Below are 21,620 nucleotides of genomic sequence, written 5' to 3'. Positions count from 1 at the left end.
AAAGAGAGGGAACGGATATGATTCGGATTGTTTTGGACGCAATGGGCGGAGACAACGCACCGCGGGCGATTATTGAGGGAGCGCTTCTGGCCCTCGGGGAATATGAGGATATTTCCATCTGTCTGGTGGGAAAGAAGGAAGTCATTGCGGAGCATCTGAGAGGCCGGGAATACGACCCCGAGCGGATCGATGTGGTCGATGCCCGGGAGGAAATTGAGATGGCGGAACCGCCGGTGAACGCCATTCGCACGAAGAAGGATTCCTCCATGGTGGTGGGGATGAACCTGGTGGCCGAAGGAAAGGGAGACGTTTTTCTGACGGCCGGCAGCACCGGAGCCACCGTAGCCGGGGCGACGCTCATCATCCGCCGGGCCAAAGGCGTGGAACGTCCGGCGCTGGCGCCGGTGCTGCCCACGGCGGAGGGCAGCATGCTGCTTGTCGACTGCGGGGCGAATGTGGACTGCAAGCCCAGCCAGCTCCGGCAGTTTGGCATTATGGGAAGCATCTATATGCGGACGGTGATGGGTGTGGAAAATCCTCGTGTCGGCCTGATTAACAACGGCGCCGAGGAGGAAAAGGGCAATGCGCAGACCAAGAAGGCCTTTGGCCTTTTGAAGGATACGGATATCAACTTTGTGGGCAACGTGGAGGGGCGCGACCTCATGCTGGGAGCTTGTGATGTTGCCGTGAGCGATGGTTTTGTCGGCAATGTGGTGATGAAATTTCTGGAGGGCTGCGCCAAGGCTCTCATGAGCATGCTCAAAGACGAACTGATGTCCTCGACCCGCTCCAAGCTGGGGGCGGCCCTTGCTAAGCCGGCCTTCTCCAATTTCAAAAAGAAAATGGACTATACGGAATATGGCGGCGCCCTGATGCTGGGCGTCAACGGCGGCGTCATTAAGGCACACGGCAGCTCCAACGCCAACGCCATCAAAAACGCCATCCGCCAGGCGCGCACCTTTACGCAGGGCGGCGTGGTGGAAAAGATCAAGGCGGAATTGGCGGCGGTAGCGGAAAAAGAGGCTGCGGACCGGGCGGAAAAAGAGGAGAAGTCCCAAGAATAGGCGCGGACGGGGCTGCCGTCCGCCGGCGGAGAGGCAGAAATGGAAGGAAGAACCATGCTGGCAAAGCGCCCTGTTTTCTTTGCGGCGGCGTTTTATACGATGGGGATTCTGGCGGGAGCAAATTTGCGGCTTCCCGCCTTTTTGCATTTCCTGCTGGGCGGCGTCTTTTTGCTGGGGGCGCTTTTTCTTCGGAAAAAAAGCTATGGAGGGTGGCTGGCACTGATCGCCGTTTTTTTCATCGGCATGGGCGGCATTTCCGTGGAACTGCGCCCTGCGCTTCCGGTTGTTTCTATTTCGGACTATCAAGAGGTAACCGGGCGTGTCGCGGAAATCTCCCCCAAGGCGGATGGCACGCTCTATCGGCTCACGGAGGCCCGCGTCGGGGAGCAGGAGCTTTCGGGAGACGTTTTTCTGAAATCTGCAAACGGGGAGTATCAGCTGGACGATCTCCTTCGGGCAGATGCCTGGCTGCGCCTTCCCGAAGCCGCGGAATATCCCGGCGGCTTTGACGACGCCAGATACTGCGCGGCAAAGAATGTGCTTTTCCGGGCCTATTCCCGCAGCGACGAAAAAACAGGCCGCGTCGGCGATTTTCTGGCGGGGATAAACAGCCTGCGCACCTGGATCTCCGGGCGGATGGATGAGCTTTTCGGGGCCCAGGCGGGCACGGCAAAGGCCTTCCTCATCGGCGTCGTTTCCGAGCTGGACGAGGAACTCAAGCTGGATTTCAATGCCACGGGGATTTCCCATATTCTTTCAGTTTCCGGCCTGCATGTGGGCCTGATTGTCAGCGCAGCGTATTTTCTGCTCCGGCAGTTGCGGGCGGGACGGCATGCGACGTATTTCACGACCATGGCGCTTCTGGCCTTTTATGTACTGCTGACCGGAGGGCGGACGCCTGTGCTGCGGGCGGCCCTTATGTGCTTTCTCTGGCAGACGGGAAAATTTCTGGGGAAACGGGGCGACGGGCTGACCAATCTTTCCGTTGCCTATATTGCGGCGGTGGGACTGCATCCCGCCGCGGTTTTTGACGCGGGGCTTCAGCTATCTTTTGGGGCGGTTTTCGCCATTCTCTGCCTGGCCCCCATCTTTTCCCGGCTGTTTCGGGGCTTGGGAAGAGGCCTTTCCGGGATTTTGGGAACGACGCTGGCGGCAAATGTCGGGACGCTCCCCATTATCATCAATATGAACAACGCCTTTTGGCCGCTGACGATTCTGGTGAATGTGGCGGCGGTTTCCTATGCTGCCTTCCTCATTCCGGCGGTCGCCGTCATTACCCTGCTCTATTGTCTGCTGGGCACTGCGGTGGCCTGGCTGGGGCCGATAGGGGCATTTTTGGTGCAGGTTCTGGAATGGATGGCGGGAGCGGCAGATGCGCTGCCCGGCCTGGGCTTCGCGGTTCCCAGCCTGCCGGGATGGGTCGTTTTTGCCGTATTTATGCTGGTGTTTCTCTGTTCCTGGTATTTTCATATATCCGCCAAATGCAAGGGAATTGCCGTTCTGTCGCTGGGGCTTGCGGCAGCGGGAGCCTATTTGGCGCCTGTGCTGGAAAGCCGGGAGGTGTCGCTGGAGTTTTTGGACTGTGCTGGTTCCAGCGCGGTGGTCATCTATGGCGGCGACGGGAGCGAAACCCTTCTGGGAACGGGGAATGGAAGCCGCGTGGCGGGGTATCTGGCCAAAAGAGGAATATGGCCGGAGCAGACCTTTCTTCTGGGAGACAGCGAGGCCGATATTGGCGGGCTCATAGACCTGCGGGAGGGAAACCGCCTGGGAGAGGTCTACAGCGCGGCGGAGCGGGCCCCGGAGTTTTCTCAGAAATACGGGATCCCGGTTCAGGGATTATCTACCGGGGACGGCATGGATATCAGCCCGCGCTGCCGGCTGGAGGTGGTTTATGCCAGCGATTTGCAGCTGGATTACGAGGATTCGGTTCTGCTTTTGCTGCTGCGGGTGGACGGCGAGGCCGTCTGTCTGTTTGCAGGAGGCGCGGACGAACTTTATATACAGGAAATAGAGGGGCAGGTGGGAGAGATTCCCATTTTGCAGTGGACGGAGTTTTCCGGCAACGCCGGTAATCTCCATCCGGAAACCGTAATTTGCACATCGACAAAGGAATATGACGCGGCCGGCCAGGTATTTTCCCTATACAATACCCAAGTACATGGGAAAATCCGGATCTGGCTGGACCGACAGGGAAAGGTGGAGACGCTGTATGGAAGTCGCTGAATTTTTAAAGACCATGGGAGAATATAAGGAAAGACAGCTGTTTTTCCTCTATGGAACCGAGGATTATCTGCGGGAGACGGCCCTGGAGCGGTTGATGGAGCAGTTCCCCTATGCGAACCGGGAAATGAATGTAGACAGCCGGGAGGGAAAGGCAACGGCTGCGGAGATCCGGGCGGTCTGCGAGCAACTCCCCTGTTTTGCGGAATGCCGGGTGGTGCTGCTCCATAACCTGGAGCTGTTTGAAAAGGGCGAGGCCAAGCCACTCACCGAATATCTGGGGCAGGCTCCTGCCACCACAAAGATTGTGTTCCTGCTGGACCATATGCCGGATGCCCGGCGCGCCCTCTATAAATACTTGGAAAAAAACGCAGTCTGCGTCCAGGCAAAGCCGCTGAAGGAGGGGGAGCTGGTTCGATGGGTGGTTACTTCCGCCCGCCGCAGGAAGCTGAAACTCTCCCGGGAGGATGCGGGTTTTCTGGTGGAGCGGTCGGGAACGGATATGCGGACGCTGCTCCATGAGCTGGATAAATTCGCCACCCTGGAAAGAACGGAAGTGAGCCGGGAGGATATCGAGGCTCTGGCCAGCCGGACGACGGAATATGATACTTTCAGCTTTCACCGGCTGATGCTGGAGGGAAAATATGAGAAAGCCTTCGGGATTCTTCGGGAGATCGCCCGGAGCCGGCCGGAATATATGAAATTCCTGGGCCTGATCGCCTCCAAATTTACCCCCATGGTATTGGCGAAAACATGTTTGAACGCGGGTTACAGCGAATCGGCCGCGGCAGCCGAGCTGGTGAAGCGGGCGAAACTCAAGCGGTACCCTGCGGAGCTGGCTGTCCGGGAATGCAAGCATTTTACCGTGCAGCAGCTGCGGCGCTCCATCGCGCTTCTGGATGAATATGACCTGGCGCTGAAATCCGGCGGTGTGGACGAGGGATGCCAGCCCATGATGCTCAAAATTTATGGCGTAATATGAAAAAGTGTATGGGAAAGAGGCGGATGTGGGGCATTCTGGAGGGTCAAGTTCTATATTTTATGCAGTCTGCGCACGGCCTGGCGGCTATCTAAGAATTTGAGCTGTCCGGCGGGAAACGGGGGACAAGAGAATATCCGCCGCCAAAGAAAGCCGCTGGCTTCTCTCCCATGGGCAGGAAAATGAATGGGAAGTTATTTACACTGGCGACAGAGATGATGGCGAAGAAGGGATGGTTCGTTTCTCTTGGCTCCTGCCATGACAGCCGGGTAATGCAAATTATTTGGAAGGTAATGGCACACCGTGTTCCTTAAAAGATACCATCTTCTGTCTGGCATCCTTTTGCCAAGTGCCCCTTGTAAATTTGCCATCTGCGCCATCCGTTGAAACGCCGCAGTTTTTGGCTCTCTGCACCTTTTCTGAGGGAGGGGAGCAAGCCGCAGCATATTTTTAAAAGATTGTTTTGCTTGTTGGGAAAATAAAAAAACCGTTTGGAGGGTGCCAAACGGTTTTTTGCTTTGGTTTAAATCTATAAAACGTTGGGGGTGTGTTTTATAGCGAACCCTTATTTGCCGGAAGCTTCGAGCTTCTTTGCCAGCTGCGCTTTTGCACGATTCGCCTTATTCTTGTGGATCAGGCCCTTGGAAACAGCGCTGTCAACTGTGCTGACGGTTGCGGCAAACACTTCCTTTGCATTGCCGGCTTCCGCCGCTACGTCAAACTTTTTGAGCTGCGTCTTCAGAGCAGAGCGATTGGCGCGATTTTGCGCCGTTTTCTTATCGATTACTTTGACGCGCTTTTTTGCTGATTTGATGTTCGGCATGGTTTCACCCCTTACTAATACTTTTTTTCAACGTGTTCTATACTATCATATTTAAAAAGGGATTGCAAGGGAATTTTTCAAGTTTTTGGGCGCATACTACAGGATAAGAACCGTGAAAAGAGAGGAGCAGCGATATGCGTGATATACGGACGGATATGGCGGTGGAAATCCGCGAAAACCTGCCGGAACGGCAGGAGGGTGTGCAGTGCGAGGAACGGGAGACCGAGGCCGGGCTCAAGCTGACCTGGGTGAAGATTCAAAGCCAGGAAGGCGCCCGGGCCATGGGAAAGCCCATGGGCAATTATCTGACGCTGGAGACACGGCAGCTGGAAGAGGTTACGCCGCGGCAGCGGGCAGAATTTGCCCGGGAGATAGGCTCGGAGCTGAAAAAAATGATGACAGAGGATGGAAATACGCGCCCGGTACTCATCATTGGTCTGGGCAACCGGGATGTGACGCCGGACGCCCTGGGCCCCAAGGTCTGTGAACAGGTGTTTGTTTCGCGGCACATCAAAGAACATCTGCCCGAGGCCATCGACAGCCGGGCTGGGTCGGTATGCGCCATTGCCCCCGGGGTTTTGGGCGTGACGGGACTAGAAACCTTTGAGGTTGTCAAGGGGATCGTGGAGGAGGTGCATCCCGGTCTGGTCATTGCCATCGATGCACTGGCGGCCCGCAAGACCAGCCGAATCGGTACAAGCGTGCAGATTGCAGACACCGGCATTGCGCCCGGCGCGGGCATCGGCAACCATCGAAGGGCCCTTTCCCGGGAGACGCTGGGGGTGAAAGTCATCGGCATCGGCGTTCCCATGGTGGCCTATGCGGGAACCATCGCGGGAGATATTCTGGAAAACGCCCTGGGGGCGTCGGCGGATGCGGCGGATATGGAGCAGCTTCTCGGGGCTGTATATGCGGCAAAGGGCGGGGAACTCATCGTTACCCCGAAAAATATCGATTTTTTGGTGGATAAAACGGCAGAGCTGCTGGCAAAGGCGCTGAATACCGCCCTGCATCCCACCATCAGCGAGGAAGAGATCCGCGCCTTTATGGAGTGATATTTGCCTGCCCTCCCACATACAGATAGGTACGGGAGGTTAGACAAATGAAAAATGCAGGCAACGGAAAATGTTTTCAAATTTGTGTGATTCTCATGGTGACGGTCTTGGCTTGTATCGGTCAGAGCATGATCGACCATTTTCAAGGGAAGGGACAAGTGCAGGCCTATAATGAGACGATTCTCAAGCTCTATCCGCAGGAGGATGAAGAAGAGGAGCCTTCCGGCGGGCAGGAGGCCATGCTTTCCCTTCTGGTTCCCAAAAGCGGAGAAACTGCGGGCTCCCAGGACGCCCAGCCTGTGACGGCGGATGGAGATATCACGGATTTTCTCCTGCCCGGCGTTTCGGAAAAGGACGCGAAGGAGGATTCGGATACGAAGGACAACAGCAGCACTAAAAGCCCGACGGCGGAATATTTGAAGCAGATTGCCACCCGGACCTATGAGATTTCCGGAGAGACAAATATCCTGATCTACCACACCCACGCCACGGAGGCATACCGGCCGGACGGGGAGGATACCTATAAGGCGACGGGCACTTCCCGGACGGATAATACCGACCAGAACATCATCCGCGTGGGCGAGGAGCTGAAAACCCAGCTGGAGAAATATGGTTTCACGGTGATTCACGACACCACCAACCATGAGCCGCCAAAGCTCTCCACTGCCTACAGCCGATCGGTAAAAACCATGGAGGCCTATAAGGAAAAATATCCGGATATCGATATTTTCATCGACGTTCACCGGGACGCCGCCAATGTGGAGACCCAGCAGGACGACGTCGTGACCATTGACGGCAAACGCTGCGCGCGGCTCATGTTTGTTGTGGGCACGGGGGAGGGAACCAACGGCGGCTATAATCCGCGCCCCAACTGGGAGGCAAACTATACGCTGGCAAAGTCCATCACCGAGCAGCTGGACAGCATCAATGAAAAATTCACCCGGGATATCCGTGTAAAGCCGGGAAGATATAACCAGCACATCACGGATATGTGCCTGCTGGTGGAGGTAGGGCATAACGCCAATACGCTCCAGGAGGCGCTCAATTCCATGCCCCATTTGGCAAAATCCATCAGTCAGGTCGTAAAAAAAGTTTAGAAGGCGGCCGGGATTGAAAAAAGGATGCGAAGCGTGTATACTATTTTGTAGAATATAGAAAATTTCTTGCCCCTTGACGCTGTCCTGGGGCAAAGATATGCGCCGAGGAACGGGGAGAAAAGTGGAAAAACGCGAACGGCCGGTTGGCTTTTTTGATTCGGGTGTGGGCGGGCTCAGCGTGCTGTGCCATGCCGTTCAGGAAATGCCCGGGGAAAATTTTGTATATTATGGCGACAGCGCCCATGCGCCCTATGGAACCAAGAGTGAAGAGGAGATCAAGGAGCTTTCTTTGCAGTGCGGGGAGTTTCTCTTTCAAAAAGGGGTCAAGGCGATTGTCATGGCCTGCAACACGGCCACCAGCGCCGCAGTAATCCGCATGCGGGAAAAATACAGGATTCCGGTCATCAGCATCGAACCGGCGGTAAAGCCGGCCAGCCTTTGCGGAAATTCGGGAAAAATCATCGTCATGGCGACGCCGGCCACCATTGCGGGGCCGCGCTATCAGGGCCTGGTGGACCGGGTGGGCTGCCGGGAACGCCTCATTGACCTGCCCTGCGGCGGGTTGGTGGAGCTTTTGGAGGGCGGCGACTTTGAGAATCCTGCCATTGCGAAATATCTGCGGGAGAAATTTGCCGGGATTGCCGGGCAGGAAATCGGCGCTATTGTCATGGGCTGCACGCACTATTCCTTTGTTTCCGGGACGATTTACCGCATCGCCCGGGAGATGTTTTCCGGGGAATGCCGGATTTTTGACGGAATGTATGGCATGGTGCGCCAGCTGAAGAAAATCCTTCGGGAGGAGGGGCTGGATAACCCTGGCCCGGGCGGGAAAGTGCGGGTGTATTCTTCGTCGGACGGCGAGGTATACCGGCGGATCCTTCAGGCCCATGGGATTGAAGCCGAGCTGGGGGAAGCCTGACGTTGGCAGGAAAACCGGAGTTTCGGCCAACTTCTACAGGTTTTGCGGTGGAGTGGGATAGGTTCCGGAGCGGAAAGAATTCGTTCTTCCCAAAAGAAGGCATCCTGTTTTTATCGAAAAAGTGACTTTTTTGTAAAAGCCGCTTTTTTATATAGCTTTTTTTCCCATTTGGGCGTAAAATATTTATACTATCTTTATGTGCTGTGCGGAATAAGACTGGATTGCATGCGAAAAAGCAGTAAAGAGGGCGGCGCACCGCCGGAAAGTTACTGCTGACAAAACGCGGCAGGGAAGGGAAATGCAGGCATGGTTTGCAAAGAGGCGCAGGAATGTTTTTTTGCATATTTTGAAAAGGAGCTTCCGGCAAAGCAGGAAGCGGAATTTTTGGAGCATCTCCATAGCTGCACAACCTGTCAGATTCTTTTTGAGGAATACCGGCGCTGTCTGGGAAACAAGGCCCGGCCGCTGGAAGAAATGCCGCGGTGCGGAGAAAAGGGCGAAAAGCAGCGCGCCAGACTTCTGGCCTATGGCGCAACGCTGGCGGCGGTATTGCTGTTTGGGCTGATTATGCTTCTGCGGAATGGCTGAGGAGATAGGCGAGGAAAGAGAAAAGGGAGGAAAACGGTTTGCAGAAAAATTACTCCAAGGAATTTGCGGGGCAGTTCCGCAGCCATATGATCCGGGTGCCAGAAATCATCCGGGCAGTTCCGGGAATCCGCGTATTTGGAAAGCGGATCAAATCGCTGGTTTTTTCCACGGATGTGGCGATTATCCGCAATATCGATGCAGATGCCGTTTTGGCGGTTTATCCCTTTACGCCCCAGCCTGTCATTACGCAGGCCATTCTGGGCGCGGCGGATGTGCCGGTGTTCTGCGGAATCGGCGGGGGAATCACCCGGGGAAAGCGGGTTGTGAACCTGGCCATGGATGCGGAATTCAAGGGGGCCATGGGGGTCGTCGTCAATACTCCGACCGAAAATGAGACGATTGCCCGGGTGGCGGAGACGGTGGATATCCCCATCATCGTTACGGTGGTTTCGGAATATGAGGATTTCCAGTCCCGTCTGGATGCCGGAGCCTCCTTCTTCAACGTTTCCGGCGCCGCGAAAACGCCGCAGATCGTGCGGCGGATCAAGGAGCAATTCCCGGACGTCCCCGTTATGGCGACCGGCGGCCCCAACGACGAAAGTATCCGCAACACCATTGAAGCCGGGGCGGACGCGATCTGCTATACGCCGGCGACCAACGGCGAGATCTTTAAGCAGCTGATGGATAAATACCGCGCCAACATCGCCCATCAGGCGGAGGAAGAGGAGCCGTGATTCCGGTTCCGGCTTTTTGCAGAAGAAACTGTATGTAATTATAAAGCCAAAAACGGCGGGAAGCAGTAAGCTCTCCGCCGTTTTTTTGATGCATCCGCCGGACCTTCCGGCGGCAGATTATTTTGTGCTGTGCAGCCGGGGTTTGCGGTAATTCTTCCGATAGTCCTTGGTGATCTTAAACACGATTCCACTCAGGCCGATGACGGCGATCAGGTTGGGAAGGGCCATCATGGCGTTGAAGGTATCCGAAATATCCCAGACCAGCTTGAGGTTCATCGTGGCCCCAAGGACAATGGCTCCCAGAAAGACGATTTTATAGATAATCGAGGATTTTCCGGATTTACCATCCCGGCAGAGATATTCCAGGCTTTTTTCGCCGTAATACGACCAGCCCAGAAGGGTGGATACCGCAAAGAAGAAAATGGAGATTGAAACAAAATACTGCCCAAAGCCCGGGAAACCGGATTCAAAGGCCGCCGAGGAAAGGGCGGCGCCATCCAGCACTTTTCCATCCAGGCCGACGGTTCCCAGCTTGCCGGAAACCAGAATCACAAGGGCCGTGATGGTGCAGACGAGAATCGTGTCCGCAAATACCTCAAAGATGCCCCACATGCCCTGCTTGGCGGGATGGTCATTGTCCGCTGCGGCATGGACGATGGGCGCGCTGCCGAGCCCAGCCTCATTGGAGAAAACACCCCGGGCCACGCCAAAGCGCATGGCGCTGAACATGGCATAGCCCAAAACACCGCCGCCCACGGCCTTCATGCTGAAAGCACCTTCAAAGATTGAGGCAAAGGCTGGGCCGATATGCTGCCAGTTGGTGAAGATGATGATGAGCCCGCCCAGGAGATAGAAAAAACCCATAAAGGGAACGACAAAGCTGGTAACTTTGGAGATGCGGTTGAGGCCGCCCAGAATGACCGCCGCCACGATGAGAGCGACGCCCACGCCGCTGACCCAGGGCGGCAGGCCAAAGGAGCTTTGCAGAGCCCCGGCAATGGTGTTGGACTGGGACATATTTCCAATGCCGAAGGAGGCGATGAGGGCAAAGACAGCGAACAGCACCGCCAGCCATTTGCAGTGCAGTCCCTTTTCAATATAATACATCGGCCCGCCGACCCATTCGCCCTTTTTATTCCGCTTGCGGAAATGCATGGCCAGGACGATTTCCGAATACTTAGTCATCATGCCGAAGAGAGCAGAAACCCACATCCAGAAGATGGCTCCCGGCCCACCGGAGACTATGGCAGTGGCGACACCCGCAATATTGCCGACGCCGATGGTGCTGGCCAAGGCAGTGGAAAGCGCGGCAAAGGGGGAAACCGCCCCCTTATCTTTGGTTTTGTTTTTCTTTTTTCCAAGAGAGCCCAGCGTCTCCCGGAACCAGGTCCCAATGCGCGTCACCTGGAAAAATCCAGTGCGTGCGCTCAGATAGATACCGGTGCCCACCATGAGGACCAGCATGATTGGCCCCCACATGAAGTTGTTTACGGCTGAATTGACATTTTCAATACCCTCTAAAAAACCCACGAAAAATACCTCCAGATAAAAACAATAAAAGAACAAGAATATATGTATTATACTGTATAATTTTTAGCGATGGCAATAGAAACCCGGCAAATTGCAGAGAGAATTTCCGTTTATGCCGGCCCAAAACAGGTTCTTAGGGTATTTTATGCGTGCCAGTATACAGTTCATGTCTGTATACAGCCAAATTTTGAATTTCCTGCGCGCAATCCCTGCCCGGCGTGCATATGATGAAGGGGGAAGATACAAAAGGAGAGGAGGGATGAGATGATCAATCGAGGCGATATCTATTTCTGCAATCTGGACTGTACCCAGGGCTCGGAGCAGGGCGGTGTCCGTCCGGTTCTCGTGATTCAAAATGATATGGGGAATAAATTCAGCCCCACTGTGATCGTGGCGGCGATTACTTCCAGCATTAAAAAGACACATCTGCCCACACATATCGTTCTGGAGGATGTCGACGGTCTGCCCAAAAAGAGCGTGGTTTTACTGGAACAGATCCGGACGCTGGATAAAACACGCCTGAAAAAAAAGATTGGAACCCTCAGCGAAAAGACTCTGAAAAAAGTGGACCGCGCCCTTTTGGTTAGCGTCGGCTTTCCGCCAGGATGCACCACGAGCAGCCCCAGGACGCCATGATTCCAATGCGCAGAGAAGCAGCCAGGGGTTTCCGATAATGTAGCAGAAAAACTCATAAAACAGGCGCAGAGAGGGAAAACTCTCTGCGTTTTTTTGGAGAAAATGCGAAAACGACTGTCTTTTTAAAGGATTCATGATCTCAAACGACGAATTACAACAAAAATAGATATAAAATAAGATGGAAAGCCCGGCGCTGGAATATGGGGAAGCGGGCGGTATCCGTTCTTTAGAAAAAGGCGGGCAGGGCCGGCAGCAGAGAAAAGATGGATAAATTCCGCATTCTTCCGGCAATGTGAGGGGGGATAGTATGGCCATTATACAGATGCTTTTTCCGGCGGTTTTCTATGTTGCCGCCAGCTTTCTTGCGGATTGGGGAAAATCCCTGCTGATGCGGTCTTTTCAAATGGCGGGGTTTGTATTTTATCATATAATTTGTGCTCTTGCGGTTCTCGCCTTCTGTTTTATGTATTTCCGAATGGGGATGTCGGAAAAATACAGGAATACATATAACGTCATCGGCCTGTTTGCGGGCGGATTCCTGCCCATCGCGGTTCTCGGCCTGGCCGGGTATGCTGCGGACGGATCAATAGCCGTTCATTTCTGGAACCAGCTCTTTTTATGCTGCATTGTTTCTCTGGCCAGCCTGTCTGCCGCCGTTTGGCAGCTGAGGGCGATAAAAAGAAGCAAAAAATAGTATTTTTTCTAAAATGTGATATACTGAATAGTGCGGGGCTTTGCTCCGCGCTGTTTTCATTTTGCCCGCCGATGGGCGGCAAAATGAAAATGGAGGAAAAGGGCGGGGAGAAAGGAAGGAACACAAAATGAAACGTTGGAGGGAAAACGCCCCCCTCTGTTATGCGGCGATTACGGTAGGTGTCACGGTCTGTATCCTGGGGCTGAATTTTTTTCTGCTGCCGGGAAAAATTGCGGCAGGAGGATTCACGGGGATTGCGACGCTCCTCTATTATCTTTTTGATCTTCCCATCGGGGCGGTGGTGCTGGCGCTGAATATCCCGTTTTTTCTGCTGGCTTTCCGGCAGCTGGGGCGGAGTTTTGCCCTGCGCACGCTTTATGCCCTTGTTCTCTATTCCGTGCTGGCGGATGTGATCCCTGTGATCCCGCTGGCAGAGGATTTCATGCTGGCTTCGATCTATGGCGGGCTGTTGATGGGCGCGGGCCTGGGAATCACCATCTATTTCGGCGGAAGCACGGGCGGCAGCGATATTGTGGCCAAGCTGGTTCACGACAAGCTGCGCTTTGTGAGCGTCAGCCTCTGCATCTTCCTCATCGATTTTGCCGTGATCCTGGCTTCCGGCTTTGTATTTGATATGCGCTCGGCGCTGTTTGCCATCGTCTCGGTGTTTTTGCAGGCCAAAGTGATCGAATTGTTTACCGAGGGCCTGAACCAGGCCAAAGCCTTTTTTATCATATCGGCAAAGTCGGACGAGATAAAAAAAGAGATTATTGAAAAGCTCTCCCGCAGCGTGACTGAGTTTCCCGCCCGGGGCGGATATTCCGGCCGGGAGGAAAATGTGCTGCTCTGTATGGTGGAGCGGGGCACAGAAGTGGTAAAATTAAAGAGAATTGTCGAGAAAGAGGACCCGGGGGCCTTTGTGATTTCTCTGGATGCCAGGGAAGTGATGGGAGAAGGATTCTCCTATTTTTCCCTGCCGGAGAACCATAAAAAACGATTTATCCTGAAAAATAAGCTATAAAAAAGAAATAGGAGGCGGCTATGATACTAATAAAAAATGCAAAAATACTGACCATGGCGGAACGGGATCTGGAAAAGGGAGATATCCTGATGGGCGATGGGAAGATTCAGAGAATTGGGGAAAATATTGCAGCCCCCGCGGGGGCAGAGATCATCGATGCTTCGGGCCTCACGGCTATGCCCGGCATTGTGGATGCCCATTGTCATATCGGCATGTGGGAGGACAGCATTGACGAAGAGGGTGCGGACGGCAACGAATGCACCGACCCCGTGACGCCGGAGCTGCGGGCTATCGACGCCATCAACCCAGTCGACCGCTGCTTTCAGGAGGCCCGGGAAGGCGGAGTGACCACTGTGGTCACCGGCCCCGGCAGCGCCAACGTCATTGGCGGCCAGTTTGCTGCCCTCAAGACCTATGGCGCCTGCGTCGATGAAATGGTCATCAAGGCGCCGGCGGCTTTAAAAATGGCGCTGGGAGAAAACCCCAAGGGAGTCTATGGCGGAGAGCAGAAAAAAGCGCCTATGACACGCATGGCCTCGGCGGCTCTCATCCGGGAGGCTCTGGTGGAGGCCCAGGAATATGCAAAAGAAATGGAAAGCGACGACCCGCCGAAACGGGATTTAAAAAATGAGATTCTCTGCCAGGCTCTGCGGGGCGAACTGCTGGTGAAAATCCACGCCCACCGGGCGGACGATATTTTCACGGCCATCCGCCTGGCCAAGGAATTCAACCTGCGGCTCTCGCTGGAGCATTGCACGGATGGATATCTCATCGCCCCTTATGTAAAGGAGAGCGGGGCAAAGGTCATTATCGGGCCGCTGCTCTGCGACCGCTGTAAGCCCGAGCTGAAAAACCTCTCCTGGAACGCCCCCCGGGTGCTCTATGAAAACGGCGTGGAATTCGCCATGATGTCGGATCATCCCGTGCAGCCCACACAGCTTTTGCAGGTGACGGCGGCCATGGCGGTGAAATACGGCCTGCCCGGACGGGAAGCGCTCAAGGCCATCACCATCAATGCGGCTAAGGCCGTTTGCCTGGAGGACCGGATCGGGAGCCTGGAGGAAGGCAAGGACGCGGATATTGTGCTATATTCCGGCGATCCCCTGGATGTCCGCTCAAACATCGCCCATGTCTTTATCGACGGAAAACAGGTGAGATAGCGAAAAAGGCGTTGACCCCGCCCCGAAAAATGTGTTATACTACTGCCGTATCCAAAGAATGGATACGGCAAGTTTCTTCGGGGCAGGGTGTAATTCCCGACCGGCGGTGACAGTCCGCGAACCCGTTTGGCGGGTGGAAACGGTGAAATTCCGTTGCCGACAGTATAGTCTGGATGAGAGAAGAAAGGCATTTTTGGCAGCCATGCCAAAAAGGAATCTTTTTTATGGAAATGCAGCCCTGGGAATCCGTGCCTGGGGCCTTTTTGTGCCCCGGCGATGTATATTTTTTTAGAAACGGGGAGAAAAAAGATGCTGAGAAAAGAAAACAACAGACTCCACTGGATGGTAAAAACCGGGCTTTTGGCGGCCGTCGCCTTTGTGCTCATGTATATCGAGTTCCCGCTGCCCATTGCGCCGCCCTGGCTGAAATTGGATATCAGCGATTTTCCGGCGCTGCTGGCGGGCTTTGCCCTGGGGCCGGTTTCGGGATGTGTTGTGGAGGCCATCAAGGTTGTTCTGTTCTTTTTCCTGAAAAATTCTGGCACCGGCGGCGTGGGAGAGCTGGCCAATCTTTTGATGGGCCTGGCCTTTGTTCTTCCTTCCGCCTGGATCTATCTGAAACATAAAAATTTCAAGGGCGCCATCATCGGGACGCTGGCAGGCGTCGCGACCATGGCGGTGGCGGGCGGCGCCCTCAACTATTGGCTGCTCATCCCGGCTTATAGCAAATTTATGCCCATCGAGGCGATCATCGCCGCCTGCCAGGCCATCAACCCGGCGGTAGACTCGGTGCTGGGATATGTGCTGGTCATGGCGGTGCCCTTCACGCTTTTGAAAGGGCTGCTGGACGGAGTGCTGGTATTTCTGGTATACAAGAAAATATCTCCCTTATTGCATAAATGATGCAAATGCGGTATGATAAATAACAAATGTGCGAAAAGGACGGGCTTTTTTCATGTGGTCAAATTCTCCGATGGAAACATATGCTTTTGCCAAACGGATGGGGGAGAACCTTTCCGGCGGCGAGGTGCTGGCGCTGGACGGGGATTTGGGCGCGGGGAAAACCGTGTTCGTGCAGGGACTGGCGGCCGGGCTGGGCATCAGTGAGGCGGTAACCAGCCCGACGTTTACTCTTGTGCAGGAATACCGCGGGGGGAGGCTGCCGCTGTTTCATTTTGACGTATACCGCATCGGCGACCCAGAGGAGATGTTTGAAATCGGTTTTTCTGAATATCTCTCGGGCGGAGGTGTGACCGTGGTGGAATGGGCGTCTCTCATCCGTGACTGGATGCCGGAGCATACCACTTGGATCGAGATATCCTATGCCGGCGAGAACGCACGGGATATTACCATAAAAAATGCAGAAAATAGCAGGGAGAAGTGAGCGTTGAAAATATTGGCCCTGGATACCTCCGGCCGCGCCTGCTCGGCGGCGGTGGCGGAGGATGAAACGCTGCTTTGCGAAGTGTATATAGACCGGGGGCTCACCCATTCGGTGACGCTGCTTCCGGCGGTTGAGGACTGTCTGCTCCGGGCGGGGATTGCCATGGGGGAGATGGATGCCTTTGCCGCAGCCGTTGGCCCCGGGTCGTTTACCGGGCTGCGCATCGGCGTGAATACGGTAAAGGCCATGGCCCAGGCGCAGGGAAAGCCGGTGCTTGCCGTGAGCACGATGGACGCCTTGGCCGCCAATGCGGCGGGAACGGCTGGTCTTGTCTGCCCGATTTTGGATGCGAGAAACCGGCAGGTCTATACGGCGCTGTACCGGGATGGGCGGAAGATTCTGGCGGACTGCGCTCTGCCCATTGGGGAGCTTCTGGAGAAAATCGGCGGGGCAGATGCGCTTTTTCTGGGCGACGGCGTGCCGGTATTCCGGGAGGAGATCCGGGCCGCCCTGCCGGGCGCCCGGTTTGCGCCGGGGAATCTGCTTTTGCAGCGGGCCGGCGGCGTCTGCCGGGAGGCTTTTGCGGCCTGGCAGCGGGGCGAGGCGATGGACGCCTACAGTATAAAACCCAACTACCTGCGGGAATCGCAGGCGGAGCGCATGAAAAAAGCGAGGCAATAGGATTGGAACAGGTGGAAGTAATCCGCGCAGATGTTTCCTATATATCCGAAATCTATCAGCTGGAGCAGGACTGCTTCAAAACGCCCTGGCCGCTGGAGGTGCTCTATGAGGATATCTGCGTAAACCACAACATATATTTTGTTATCAAGGAAAACGGCCGGGTAGTAGGCTATGCGGGCATGTGGATGATTCTGGATGAGGCGCATATCAACAACATCTGCATTCGCCGGGAATTCCGCAAAAAGGGCTATGCCCATCGGCTCATGGAACGGCTGATCGAGGAGGCATATGCGCTGGGGGCGGACAGCATGACGCTGGAAGTGCGGGTATCCAATTTCCGGGCCATCAACCTGTATAAGGATTTTGATTTTGAGATCGAGGGCGTCCGCAAGGGCTACTATGCCGACAACAAAGAGGACGCGTTTATCATGTGGAAGCAGGGCATCAAGCGGGAAATGGAGATGCTCAAGATGGAGTATAAATAGGGCGCATGGAAATCACCGTCAATGATTTGAAGATCAACTATATCGTCCGGGGGGAGGGAAAGCCCCTCCTTTTGCTGCATGGCTGGGGCGCCTGCATCGACAGCTTTGCCCCGGTGACAAACGAGCTTTCCAAAAGCCGGAAGGTCTATGTCATCGATTTTCCCGGCTTTGGCGGGAGCGATACGCCAAAAAAGCCCATGACGGTTTCGGATTATACCGAGATCGTGGCCCGGCTGATCCGGGCCTGGGATATTGCCGGAACGGACGTCATCTGCCATTCCTTCGGCGGGCGCGTCACGATTGTTTTGGCGGCGAAATATCCTGAGCTGGTGGGGAAGCTGGTGTTTGTGGACGCGGCAGGACTTAAGAAAAAACGCTCTTTTGCCTGGTATTGTCGGGTATATACCTATAAGCTCATGAAAAAAGCGGCAAAGAATGGGTTTCTCTACCGCTGCTTCAAGCTGTTTGGCGTCGACGCCCGGGAGCGGACGAAAAATGCAGGCTCCGCAGATTACCGGGCGCTCACTTCGGATGCCATGCGGGGGACATTTGTGAATGTTGTCAATCAGGATTTAAAGGAATATTTGAAGGATATCCGGTCCTCATCCCTGATGATCTATGGGGAAAACGATACGGATACGCCGGTGTATTTCGGGCAGACCATGGAAAAGCTCATTCCTGACGGGGGGCTGGTGGTGCTGAAAAATGCCGGACATTTTTCCTATCTGGATCAATTCGGGCAGTTTATCAAAATTGTGAAAGTATTTTTGGAGGTTCCGGCATGTTGATGGCGATTCTGTTTCTGGCACTGGCGGCGGCGTTCTGCTTTCTTGCGACGCTCCGGCTCTGCCATATGTTCCAACTGGAGGGATATAAGGCCCCGGGCTATATGCGCTGGCTTGGCGAACATGGCCTGAAGGGCTATGGATGGGTTCTGGCCTGCGCCGCGCTGTTTATCGCCGCATTTATGGGGGCGTGCAGTGTGCAGGGATGGCTCCAGTATGTCATATTTGCCGCGGGATTTCTGGGCTTCGGCTTCTGCGGGGGAAAATATGTCCGCAGCATCACCGTAAAGGATGCGAAAAAGCCCCTGGCGTATACGGCCCGGGTAAAACGCCTCCTGGCAACAGAAGCGGTTCTGCTGGCGCTCTTTGCCGCCGGCTCCTATTTCTCCGGGAGGACGATCGGGGCGATTTTCGTGTTGCTGGCGCCCTTCCATATCCTGCTGGCCAACTGGATCAACACCCCCATGGAAAACGCCGTCAAGAAGCACTATTTCAACGACGCCAAACGCAAACTGGCGGAGCGGGACGACCTCATCAAGGTGGGGATCACCGGCAGCTTTGGAAAGACCAGCACCAAATTCATTTTGGGAACGCTGCTCAGTGAAAAATACCATACGCTGGTGCCGCCCTCCAGCTATAATACCCCCATGGGGCTGACTCGGGTGATCCGGGAGCAGCTGAAACCGGAACATCAGGTGTTTCTGGCCGAGATGGGGGCTAAGCATGTGGGGGATATTGCCGAGTTGGTGGAGCTTGTGAAGCCCAAATACGGCATTGTGACCTCTGTTGGTCCGCAGCATATGGAAACCTTCAAAACTCTGGAAAACATCATATCCACGAAATATGAGCTGATTGCGGGCCTTCCGGCAGACGGGGTGGCCTTCTTCCCCAACGACGGCGGCATCACAAAGGGAATGTATGACCGGACGGAAAAGAAAAAATGGCTCTATGCCCTGGCGGACGAGCAGGACGAATGGGATATTGCCGCCAAGGATATTCTGCCCGGGGAGGACGGAAGTGAGTTCACCATAGTCTATGACCATGGACAGAGGGAATTCCGGGCAAAGACGAAATTATTGGGAAAACACAACATTCAAAATATTCTGGGCTGCGTGGCCGTGGCCCTGGAGCTGGGCCTTTCGGAAGAAGAGCTGATCCGGGGGATCGCCAAGGTGGAGCCGGTGGAGCATCGGCTGCAGCTTTTGCCCACAGGCAACGGCGTCACCGTCATCGACGATGCGTTCAACGCCAATCCGGCGGGAACCCGGGTGGCCATGGAGGTTCTCCGGGGTTTCTCGGGGCGCAAGATCGTTGTGACGCCGGGCATGGTGGAGCTGGGCGAAATCGAGGAGCAGGAAAACCGGGCCTTTGGGCGGGATATGGCGCACACCGCCGATCTCGTCTATCTGGTCGGCCCCAGGCATACCCGCCCCATCTATGAAGGGTTGCTGGAGGAGGGCTTCCCCGAGGAGCAGATTGAGGTGTGCGCCTCTCTTGGCGAGGCATCGGAAAAAATGGGAAGGATTTTGCGCGCCGGCGATATCGTTTTGTTTGAAAATGATTTGCCGGATAATTATAACGAATAAAGAGCAGAGGTGGAAAAATGAAAAATCTGGCGGTATTCTTTGGGGGACGCTCTGTGGAGCACGATGTTTCCATCATCACGGGCACACAGCTGATTGAAAATGCGGATGCGTCCAAATATAATATTATGCCCGTCTATATTTCCCGCAGCGGACAGTGGTATGCCGGGGAAAAGCTCCGGGACTCGAAGTTTTTTGTCCATCCGGATTTGGAACAGAAGGGCATCGATAAGGTTTTCCTGCCGCCGACGGCGGGCAGCCGCTCGCTTCTGCGGGAGACGCGGTTTGGCCTGAAAAGTGTGTTTGATATCGACGTCGCTATTCTTGCCATGCACGGCATGCACGGCGAGGACGGGACATTGCAGGGGCTGATGGAGCTGGCGGATATCCCGTATTCCAGCGCGGGCGTCACGGGGAGCGCGGCTGGAATGGATAAGATCGTCATGAAGGCGGCCTTCCAGGGGCTGGGATTTCCGGTGCTGGACAGCGTGTATTTTGAGCGGGGCGAATATACCCGGGATCCGGAAGAGATCTGCGGGCGTGTGGAGCAAAAACTGGGCTATCCGGTCATTGTCAAGCCGGCGAACCTGGGCTCCAGCATCGGCATCAGCCGGGCGGATTCCCGGGAGCAGCTAAAAGACGCGCTGGATCTGGCCGTGAGCTATGACCGCCGGATTCTCGTGGAAAAGGCGGTAACCGATCTCATGGAGATCAACTGCGCCGTGCTGGGCATGGGGGCGGACGCGAAGGCCAGCCTCTGCGAACAGCCGGTGACGGCCAAGGACGTGCTGGATTTCAGCGAAAAATACCTTCGCGGCCCGGGAAGCAAGGGGATGAAATCCCTGGCGCGCAAGATCCCGGCGGAGATTTCCCCGGAAATGACAAAGCGCATTCAGGATCTGTCGCTGGAGGCTTTCAAGGCCCTGGATATGAAGGGCGTCGTCCGCATCGACTATATCATCGATAAGGCCACGGATACGCTCTATATCAACGAGGCAAACACCATTCCGGGTTCTTTTGCCTTCTATCTCTTTGAGCCTATGGGAATTCCTTATAAAGAACTGATCGATACGCTGGTAGAGTGTGCGCTGCAGAGAAAAGCTGAAAAAGAGAAGAGCAACTATGCCTTTGATTCGGAGATCCTGAAAAAAGTGAGCTCCTCGGGAGGAACCAAAATGGCAAAATGATGAAAAGCCGCCGCAAGGCGGTTTTTTTGATGGGAAAGTTAAAACTTTGTTAAATGAAAAATAAGTTTCCGGCACTTGTCTTTGCGGGAAAAGGAGATGGCAGAAAAGGCGGCGAAATAGTAATAAAAAAGGAGAAGGGCAATGGGAGAAGAATATCGGTTTTGCGAAGAATTTGGTTTGCGGGAAGTTGGGGTCGAGGCAGAGGAACAATATGGAAAAATCCGAGGGATTCTCCGCAAATCTGCCATTCGCAAAGAATATGAGGATTTTTTACGGCATAAGGATGAGTTTGTCTGCCGCAAATATTCCAATATTCCCAAAAACGGGCATGCCCATCCATGGGGGATCTATTGTCCCAGCCTGATTACTGGGAAATATATTACCAATGTCTATCCCGTTCACGAAATTCATCCGAGAAAGACCAGCCGGGAGCTTACTGTCTATCTTTTCGCCGGTGAAAAATGCGGGAGATAGGCCGCCCAGCGTATATTTACCGGGTGGAACGGAAGAGGCCGGAGGAGCCCTGGAACATTTTTAATATTATGAAAATGGTTTATATTCCATGGGGCAAGGACTTCTATAGCATCGGGGTGATGCTTTCAGAAGGCGAATATCCCGCCATTGATGTTGCAGAATACGATGACCATGGTCGGTTGCGACTCTTTATGAGCCTGTCGGGCAACCAGTTTATGAGTGAACGATATTTGTATGACCGAAAGAGCATGCCCCAAAATGTGGTTATTTCTGAAATTTCCGATTCGGAGATGCTCCGGTCATCACTTTCAGATTTTGACGAGTTTTATTCTATAAGCGTAAACATATGGGATCTCACGGATGAAATGGATATAGAGAACTCCTGTCTGTTGTATAGAAAAATTGAAACCAACAGCGGCCTTTGGCGGCAGCTTATGGAACCGGAGGAAAACCAAATGCCTGATTTTCCAAAAAAAGGAGAAGATGCGGCGCCGGTTGGGGATAAAGAGTGATAAATA

The 21,620-nt window shown here is 54.5% G+C and carries 24 protein-coding genes and 1 riboswitch; of the genes, 22 read left to right on the top strand and 2 right to left on the bottom strand.

The window, feature by feature from the left end:
• Positions 1-20: 20 nt before the first annotated feature.
• From plsX to H8693_RS10660, 4 genes are all read left to right on the top strand, one after another.
• Positions 21-1,064, top strand: coding sequence for a phosphate acyltransferase PlsX (plsX, locus tag H8693_RS02820; protein ID WP_249280102.1), 1,044 nt, complete (start codon positions 21-23; stop codon positions 1,062-1,064).
• Positions 1,065-1,103: 39 nt separating this feature from the next.
• Entirely contained in the window at positions 1,104-3,290 is a 2,187-nt protein-coding gene (locus H8693_RS02815) for a ComEC/Rec2 family competence protein (protein ID WP_249279700.1), read from the top strand.
• The gene (gene holA, locus H8693_RS02810) at positions 3,277-4,269 is read left to right on the top strand and encodes a DNA polymerase III subunit delta (protein ID WP_249279699.1); all 993 of its coding nucleotides are present in this window, start codon (positions 3,277-3,279) and stop codon (positions 4,267-4,269) included. The genes H8693_RS02815 and holA overlap by 14 nt, the downstream gene beginning before the upstream one ends.
• 179 nt (positions 4,270-4,448) lie before the next feature.
• Positions 4,449-4,580 (top strand): hypothetical protein, encoded by a 132-nt coding sequence (locus H8693_RS10660; protein WP_283243729.1) that lies wholly within the window; start codon positions 4,449-4,451, stop codon positions 4,578-4,580.
• 251 nt (positions 4,581-4,831) lie between these two features.
• Here H8693_RS10660 and rpsT read toward each other — a convergent pair whose 3' ends face one another.
• Positions 4,832-5,089: a 30S ribosomal protein S20 gene (gene rpsT, locus H8693_RS02805; protein ID WP_249279698.1), complete on the bottom strand. Its 258-nt coding sequence runs from the start codon at positions 5,087-5,089 to the stop codon at positions 4,832-4,834.
• Positions 5,090-5,223: 134 nt separating this feature from the next.
• Between rpsT and gpr the strand changes: the two genes are divergently transcribed.
• The 5 genes from gpr (at position 5,224) to H8693_RS02780 (ending at position 9,482) form a co-directional block, all read left to right on the top strand.
• The gene (gene gpr / locus H8693_RS02800; RefSeq protein WP_178621098.1) at positions 5,224-6,144 is read left to right on the top strand and encodes a GPR endopeptidase; all 921 of its coding nucleotides are present in this window, start codon (positions 5,224-5,226) and stop codon (positions 6,142-6,144) included.
• A 47-nt stretch (positions 6,145-6,191) separates the two neighbouring features.
• Positions 6,192-7,241 carry a stage II sporulation protein P gene (spoIIP, locus tag H8693_RS02795; protein WP_249279697.1) on the top strand — a complete coding sequence of 350 codons (1,050 nt, stop codon included), beginning with the start codon at positions 6,192-6,194 and terminating at the stop codon, positions 7,239-7,241.
• Positions 7,242-7,362: 121 nt separating this feature from the next.
• On the top strand, positions 7,363-8,160 hold the full coding sequence (gene murI / locus H8693_RS02790; RefSeq protein WP_249279696.1) for a glutamate racemase: 798 nt from the start codon (positions 7,363-7,365) through the stop codon (positions 8,158-8,160).
• A gap of 306 nt (positions 8,161-8,466) precedes the next feature.
• Complete coding sequence (locus H8693_RS02785; protein ID WP_249279695.1) at positions 8,467-8,748, top strand: zf-HC2 domain-containing protein; 282 nt, start codon at positions 8,467-8,469, stop codon at positions 8,746-8,748.
• An 86-nt stretch (positions 8,749-8,834) separates the two neighbouring features.
• Complete coding sequence (locus H8693_RS02780) at positions 8,835-9,482, top strand: beta/alpha barrel domain-containing protein (protein WP_249280101.1); 648 nt, start codon at positions 8,835-8,837, stop codon at positions 9,480-9,482.
• 117 nt (positions 9,483-9,599) lie between these two features.
• Here the strand turns inward: H8693_RS02780 and H8693_RS02775 are convergent, their stop codons facing one another.
• A complete protein-coding gene (locus H8693_RS02775) occupies positions 9,600-10,961 on the bottom strand; it encodes an alanine/glycine:cation symporter family protein (protein WP_283243753.1) in 1,362 nt (453 codons plus the stop codon).
• Positions 10,962-11,276: 315 nt separating this feature from the next.
• Here H8693_RS02775 and H8693_RS02770 point away from each other — a divergent pair, with 315 nt between their 5' ends.
• The 13 genes from H8693_RS02770 (at position 11,277) to H8693_RS02710 (ending at position 21,614) form a co-directional block, all read left to right on the top strand.
• Positions 11,277-11,648, top strand: coding sequence for a type II toxin-antitoxin system PemK/MazF family toxin (locus tag H8693_RS02770; RefSeq protein ID WP_249279693.1), 372 nt, complete (start codon positions 11,277-11,279; stop codon positions 11,646-11,648).
• Positions 11,649-11,955: 307 nt separating this feature from the next.
• The gene (locus H8693_RS02765; protein ID WP_249279692.1) at positions 11,956-12,342 is read left to right on the top strand and encodes a hypothetical protein; all 387 of its coding nucleotides are present in this window, start codon (positions 11,956-11,958) and stop codon (positions 12,340-12,342) included.
• A gap of 127 nt (positions 12,343-12,469) precedes the next feature.
• Positions 12,470-13,363, top strand: coding sequence for a YitT family protein (locus H8693_RS02760; protein ID WP_249279691.1), 894 nt, complete (start codon positions 12,470-12,472; stop codon positions 13,361-13,363).
• 20 nt (positions 13,364-13,383) lie between these two features.
• Entirely contained in the window at positions 13,384-14,523 is a 1,140-nt protein-coding gene (locus H8693_RS02755; protein WP_249279690.1) for an amidohydrolase, read from the top strand.
• Positions 14,524-14,592: 69 nt separating this feature from the next.
• Positions 14,593-14,712: riboswitch (FMN riboswitch) on the top strand.
• 120 nt (positions 14,713-14,832) lie between these two features.
• Positions 14,833-15,426: an ECF transporter S component gene (locus H8693_RS02750; protein ID WP_178620865.1), complete on the top strand. Its 594-nt coding sequence runs from the start codon at positions 14,833-14,835 to the stop codon at positions 15,424-15,426.
• 52 nt (positions 15,427-15,478) lie between these two features.
• The gene (tsaE, locus tag H8693_RS02745; RefSeq protein WP_249279689.1) at positions 15,479-15,907 is read left to right on the top strand and encodes a tRNA (adenosine(37)-N6)-threonylcarbamoyltransferase complex ATPase subunit type 1 TsaE; all 429 of its coding nucleotides are present in this window, start codon (positions 15,479-15,481) and stop codon (positions 15,905-15,907) included.
• A gap of 3 nt (positions 15,908-15,910) precedes the next feature.
• Complete coding sequence (tsaB, locus tag H8693_RS02740; RefSeq protein WP_249279688.1) at positions 15,911-16,588, top strand: tRNA (adenosine(37)-N6)-threonylcarbamoyltransferase complex dimerization subunit type 1 TsaB; 678 nt, start codon at positions 15,911-15,913, stop codon at positions 16,586-16,588.
• A gap of 11 nt (positions 16,589-16,599) precedes the next feature.
• Positions 16,600-17,073 carry a ribosomal protein S18-alanine N-acetyltransferase gene (rimI, locus tag H8693_RS02735; RefSeq protein ID WP_249280100.1) on the top strand — a complete coding sequence of 158 codons (474 nt, stop codon included), beginning with the start codon at positions 16,600-16,602 and terminating at the stop codon, positions 17,071-17,073.
• A 5-nt stretch (positions 17,074-17,078) separates the two neighbouring features.
• On the top strand, positions 17,079-17,861 hold the full coding sequence (locus H8693_RS02730) for an alpha/beta fold hydrolase (RefSeq protein WP_249279687.1): 783 nt from the start codon (positions 17,079-17,081) through the stop codon (positions 17,859-17,861).
• The gene (locus tag H8693_RS02725; RefSeq protein WP_249279686.1) at positions 17,855-19,444 is read left to right on the top strand and encodes a UDP-N-acetylmuramoyl-tripeptide--D-alanyl-D-alanine ligase; all 1,590 of its coding nucleotides are present in this window, start codon (positions 17,855-17,857) and stop codon (positions 19,442-19,444) included. Before H8693_RS02730 ends, H8693_RS02725 begins: the two co-directional genes overlap by 7 nt.
• 17 nt (positions 19,445-19,461) lie before the next feature.
• Complete coding sequence (locus H8693_RS02720) at positions 19,462-20,628, top strand: D-alanine--D-alanine ligase family protein (RefSeq protein WP_249279685.1); 1,167 nt, start codon at positions 19,462-19,464, stop codon at positions 20,626-20,628.
• A gap of 141 nt (positions 20,629-20,769) precedes the next feature.
• On the top strand, positions 20,770-21,102 hold the full coding sequence (locus H8693_RS02715) for a hypothetical protein (RefSeq protein ID WP_249279684.1): 333 nt from the start codon (positions 20,770-20,772) through the stop codon (positions 21,100-21,102).
• 68 nt (positions 21,103-21,170) lie between these two features.
• Positions 21,171-21,614: a hypothetical protein gene (locus tag H8693_RS02710; RefSeq protein WP_249279683.1), complete on the top strand. Its 444-nt coding sequence runs from the start codon at positions 21,171-21,173 to the stop codon at positions 21,612-21,614.
• The last annotated feature ends 6 nt before the right edge of the window (positions 21,615-21,620 follow it).

The organism is Guopingia tenuis (assembly GCF_014384805.1).
Classification (GTDB): Bacteria; Bacillota; Clostridia; order Christensenellales; family Christensenellaceae; genus Guopingia; species Guopingia tenuis.
Note: the sequence above shows the minus strand (reverse complement) of the source record. Positions and strands in the feature narration are given on the sequence as shown.

Bases quoted from the DNA above. Each gene is read 5' to 3' on its own strand.
- H8693_RS02815 (WP_249279700.1), top strand. From the start codon at position 1,104: ATGGAAGGAAGAACCATGCTGGCAAAGCGCCCTGTTTTCTTTGCGGCG.
- holA (WP_249279699.1), top strand. From the start codon at position 3,277: ATGGAAGTCGCTGAATTTTTAAAGACCATGGGAGAATATAAGGAAAGA.
- H8693_RS10660 (WP_283243729.1), top strand. From the start codon at position 4,449: ATGAATGGGAAGTTATTTACACTGGCGACAGAGATGATGGCGAAGAAG.
- rpsT (WP_249279698.1), bottom strand. From the start codon at position 5,089: ATGCCGAACATCAAATCAGCAAAAAAGCGCGTCAAAGTAATCGATAAG.
- gpr (WP_178621098.1), top strand. From the start codon at position 5,224: ATGCGTGATATACGGACGGATATGGCGGTGGAAATCCGCGAAAACCTG.
- spoIIP (WP_249279697.1), top strand. From the start codon at position 6,192: ATGAAAAATGCAGGCAACGGAAAATGTTTTCAAATTTGTGTGATTCTC.
- H8693_RS02785 (WP_249279695.1), top strand. From the start codon at position 8,467: ATGGTTTGCAAAGAGGCGCAGGAATGTTTTTTTGCATATTTTGAAAAG.
- H8693_RS02780 (WP_249280101.1), top strand. From the start codon at position 8,835: ATGATCCGGGTGCCAGAAATCATCCGGGCAGTTCCGGGAATCCGCGTA.
- H8693_RS02775 (WP_283243753.1), bottom strand. From the start codon at position 10,961: ATGTGGGGGCCAATCATGCTGGTCCTCATGGTGGGCACCGGTATCTAT.
- H8693_RS02770 (WP_249279693.1), top strand. From the start codon at position 11,277: ATGATCAATCGAGGCGATATCTATTTCTGCAATCTGGACTGTACCCAG.
- H8693_RS02765 (WP_249279692.1), top strand. From the start codon at position 11,956: ATGGCCATTATACAGATGCTTTTTCCGGCGGTTTTCTATGTTGCCGCC.
- H8693_RS02760 (WP_249279691.1), top strand. From the start codon at position 12,470: ATGAAACGTTGGAGGGAAAACGCCCCCCTCTGTTATGCGGCGATTACG.
- H8693_RS02755 (WP_249279690.1), top strand. From the start codon at position 13,384: ATGATACTAATAAAAAATGCAAAAATACTGACCATGGCGGAACGGGAT.
- H8693_RS02750 (WP_178620865.1), top strand. From the start codon at position 14,833: ATGCTGAGAAAAGAAAACAACAGACTCCACTGGATGGTAAAAACCGGG.
- tsaE (WP_249279689.1), top strand. From the start codon at position 15,479: ATGTGGTCAAATTCTCCGATGGAAACATATGCTTTTGCCAAACGGATG.
- H8693_RS02730 (WP_249279687.1), top strand. From the start codon at position 17,079: ATGGAAATCACCGTCAATGATTTGAAGATCAACTATATCGTCCGGGGG.
- H8693_RS02725 (WP_249279686.1), top strand. From the start codon at position 17,855: ATGTTGATGGCGATTCTGTTTCTGGCACTGGCGGCGGCGTTCTGCTTT.
- H8693_RS02720 (WP_249279685.1), top strand. From the start codon at position 19,462: ATGAAAAATCTGGCGGTATTCTTTGGGGGACGCTCTGTGGAGCACGAT.
- H8693_RS02715 (WP_249279684.1), top strand. From the start codon at position 20,770: ATGGGAGAAGAATATCGGTTTTGCGAAGAATTTGGTTTGCGGGAAGTT.
- H8693_RS02710 (WP_249279683.1), top strand. From the start codon at position 21,171: ATGAAAATGGTTTATATTCCATGGGGCAAGGACTTCTATAGCATCGGG.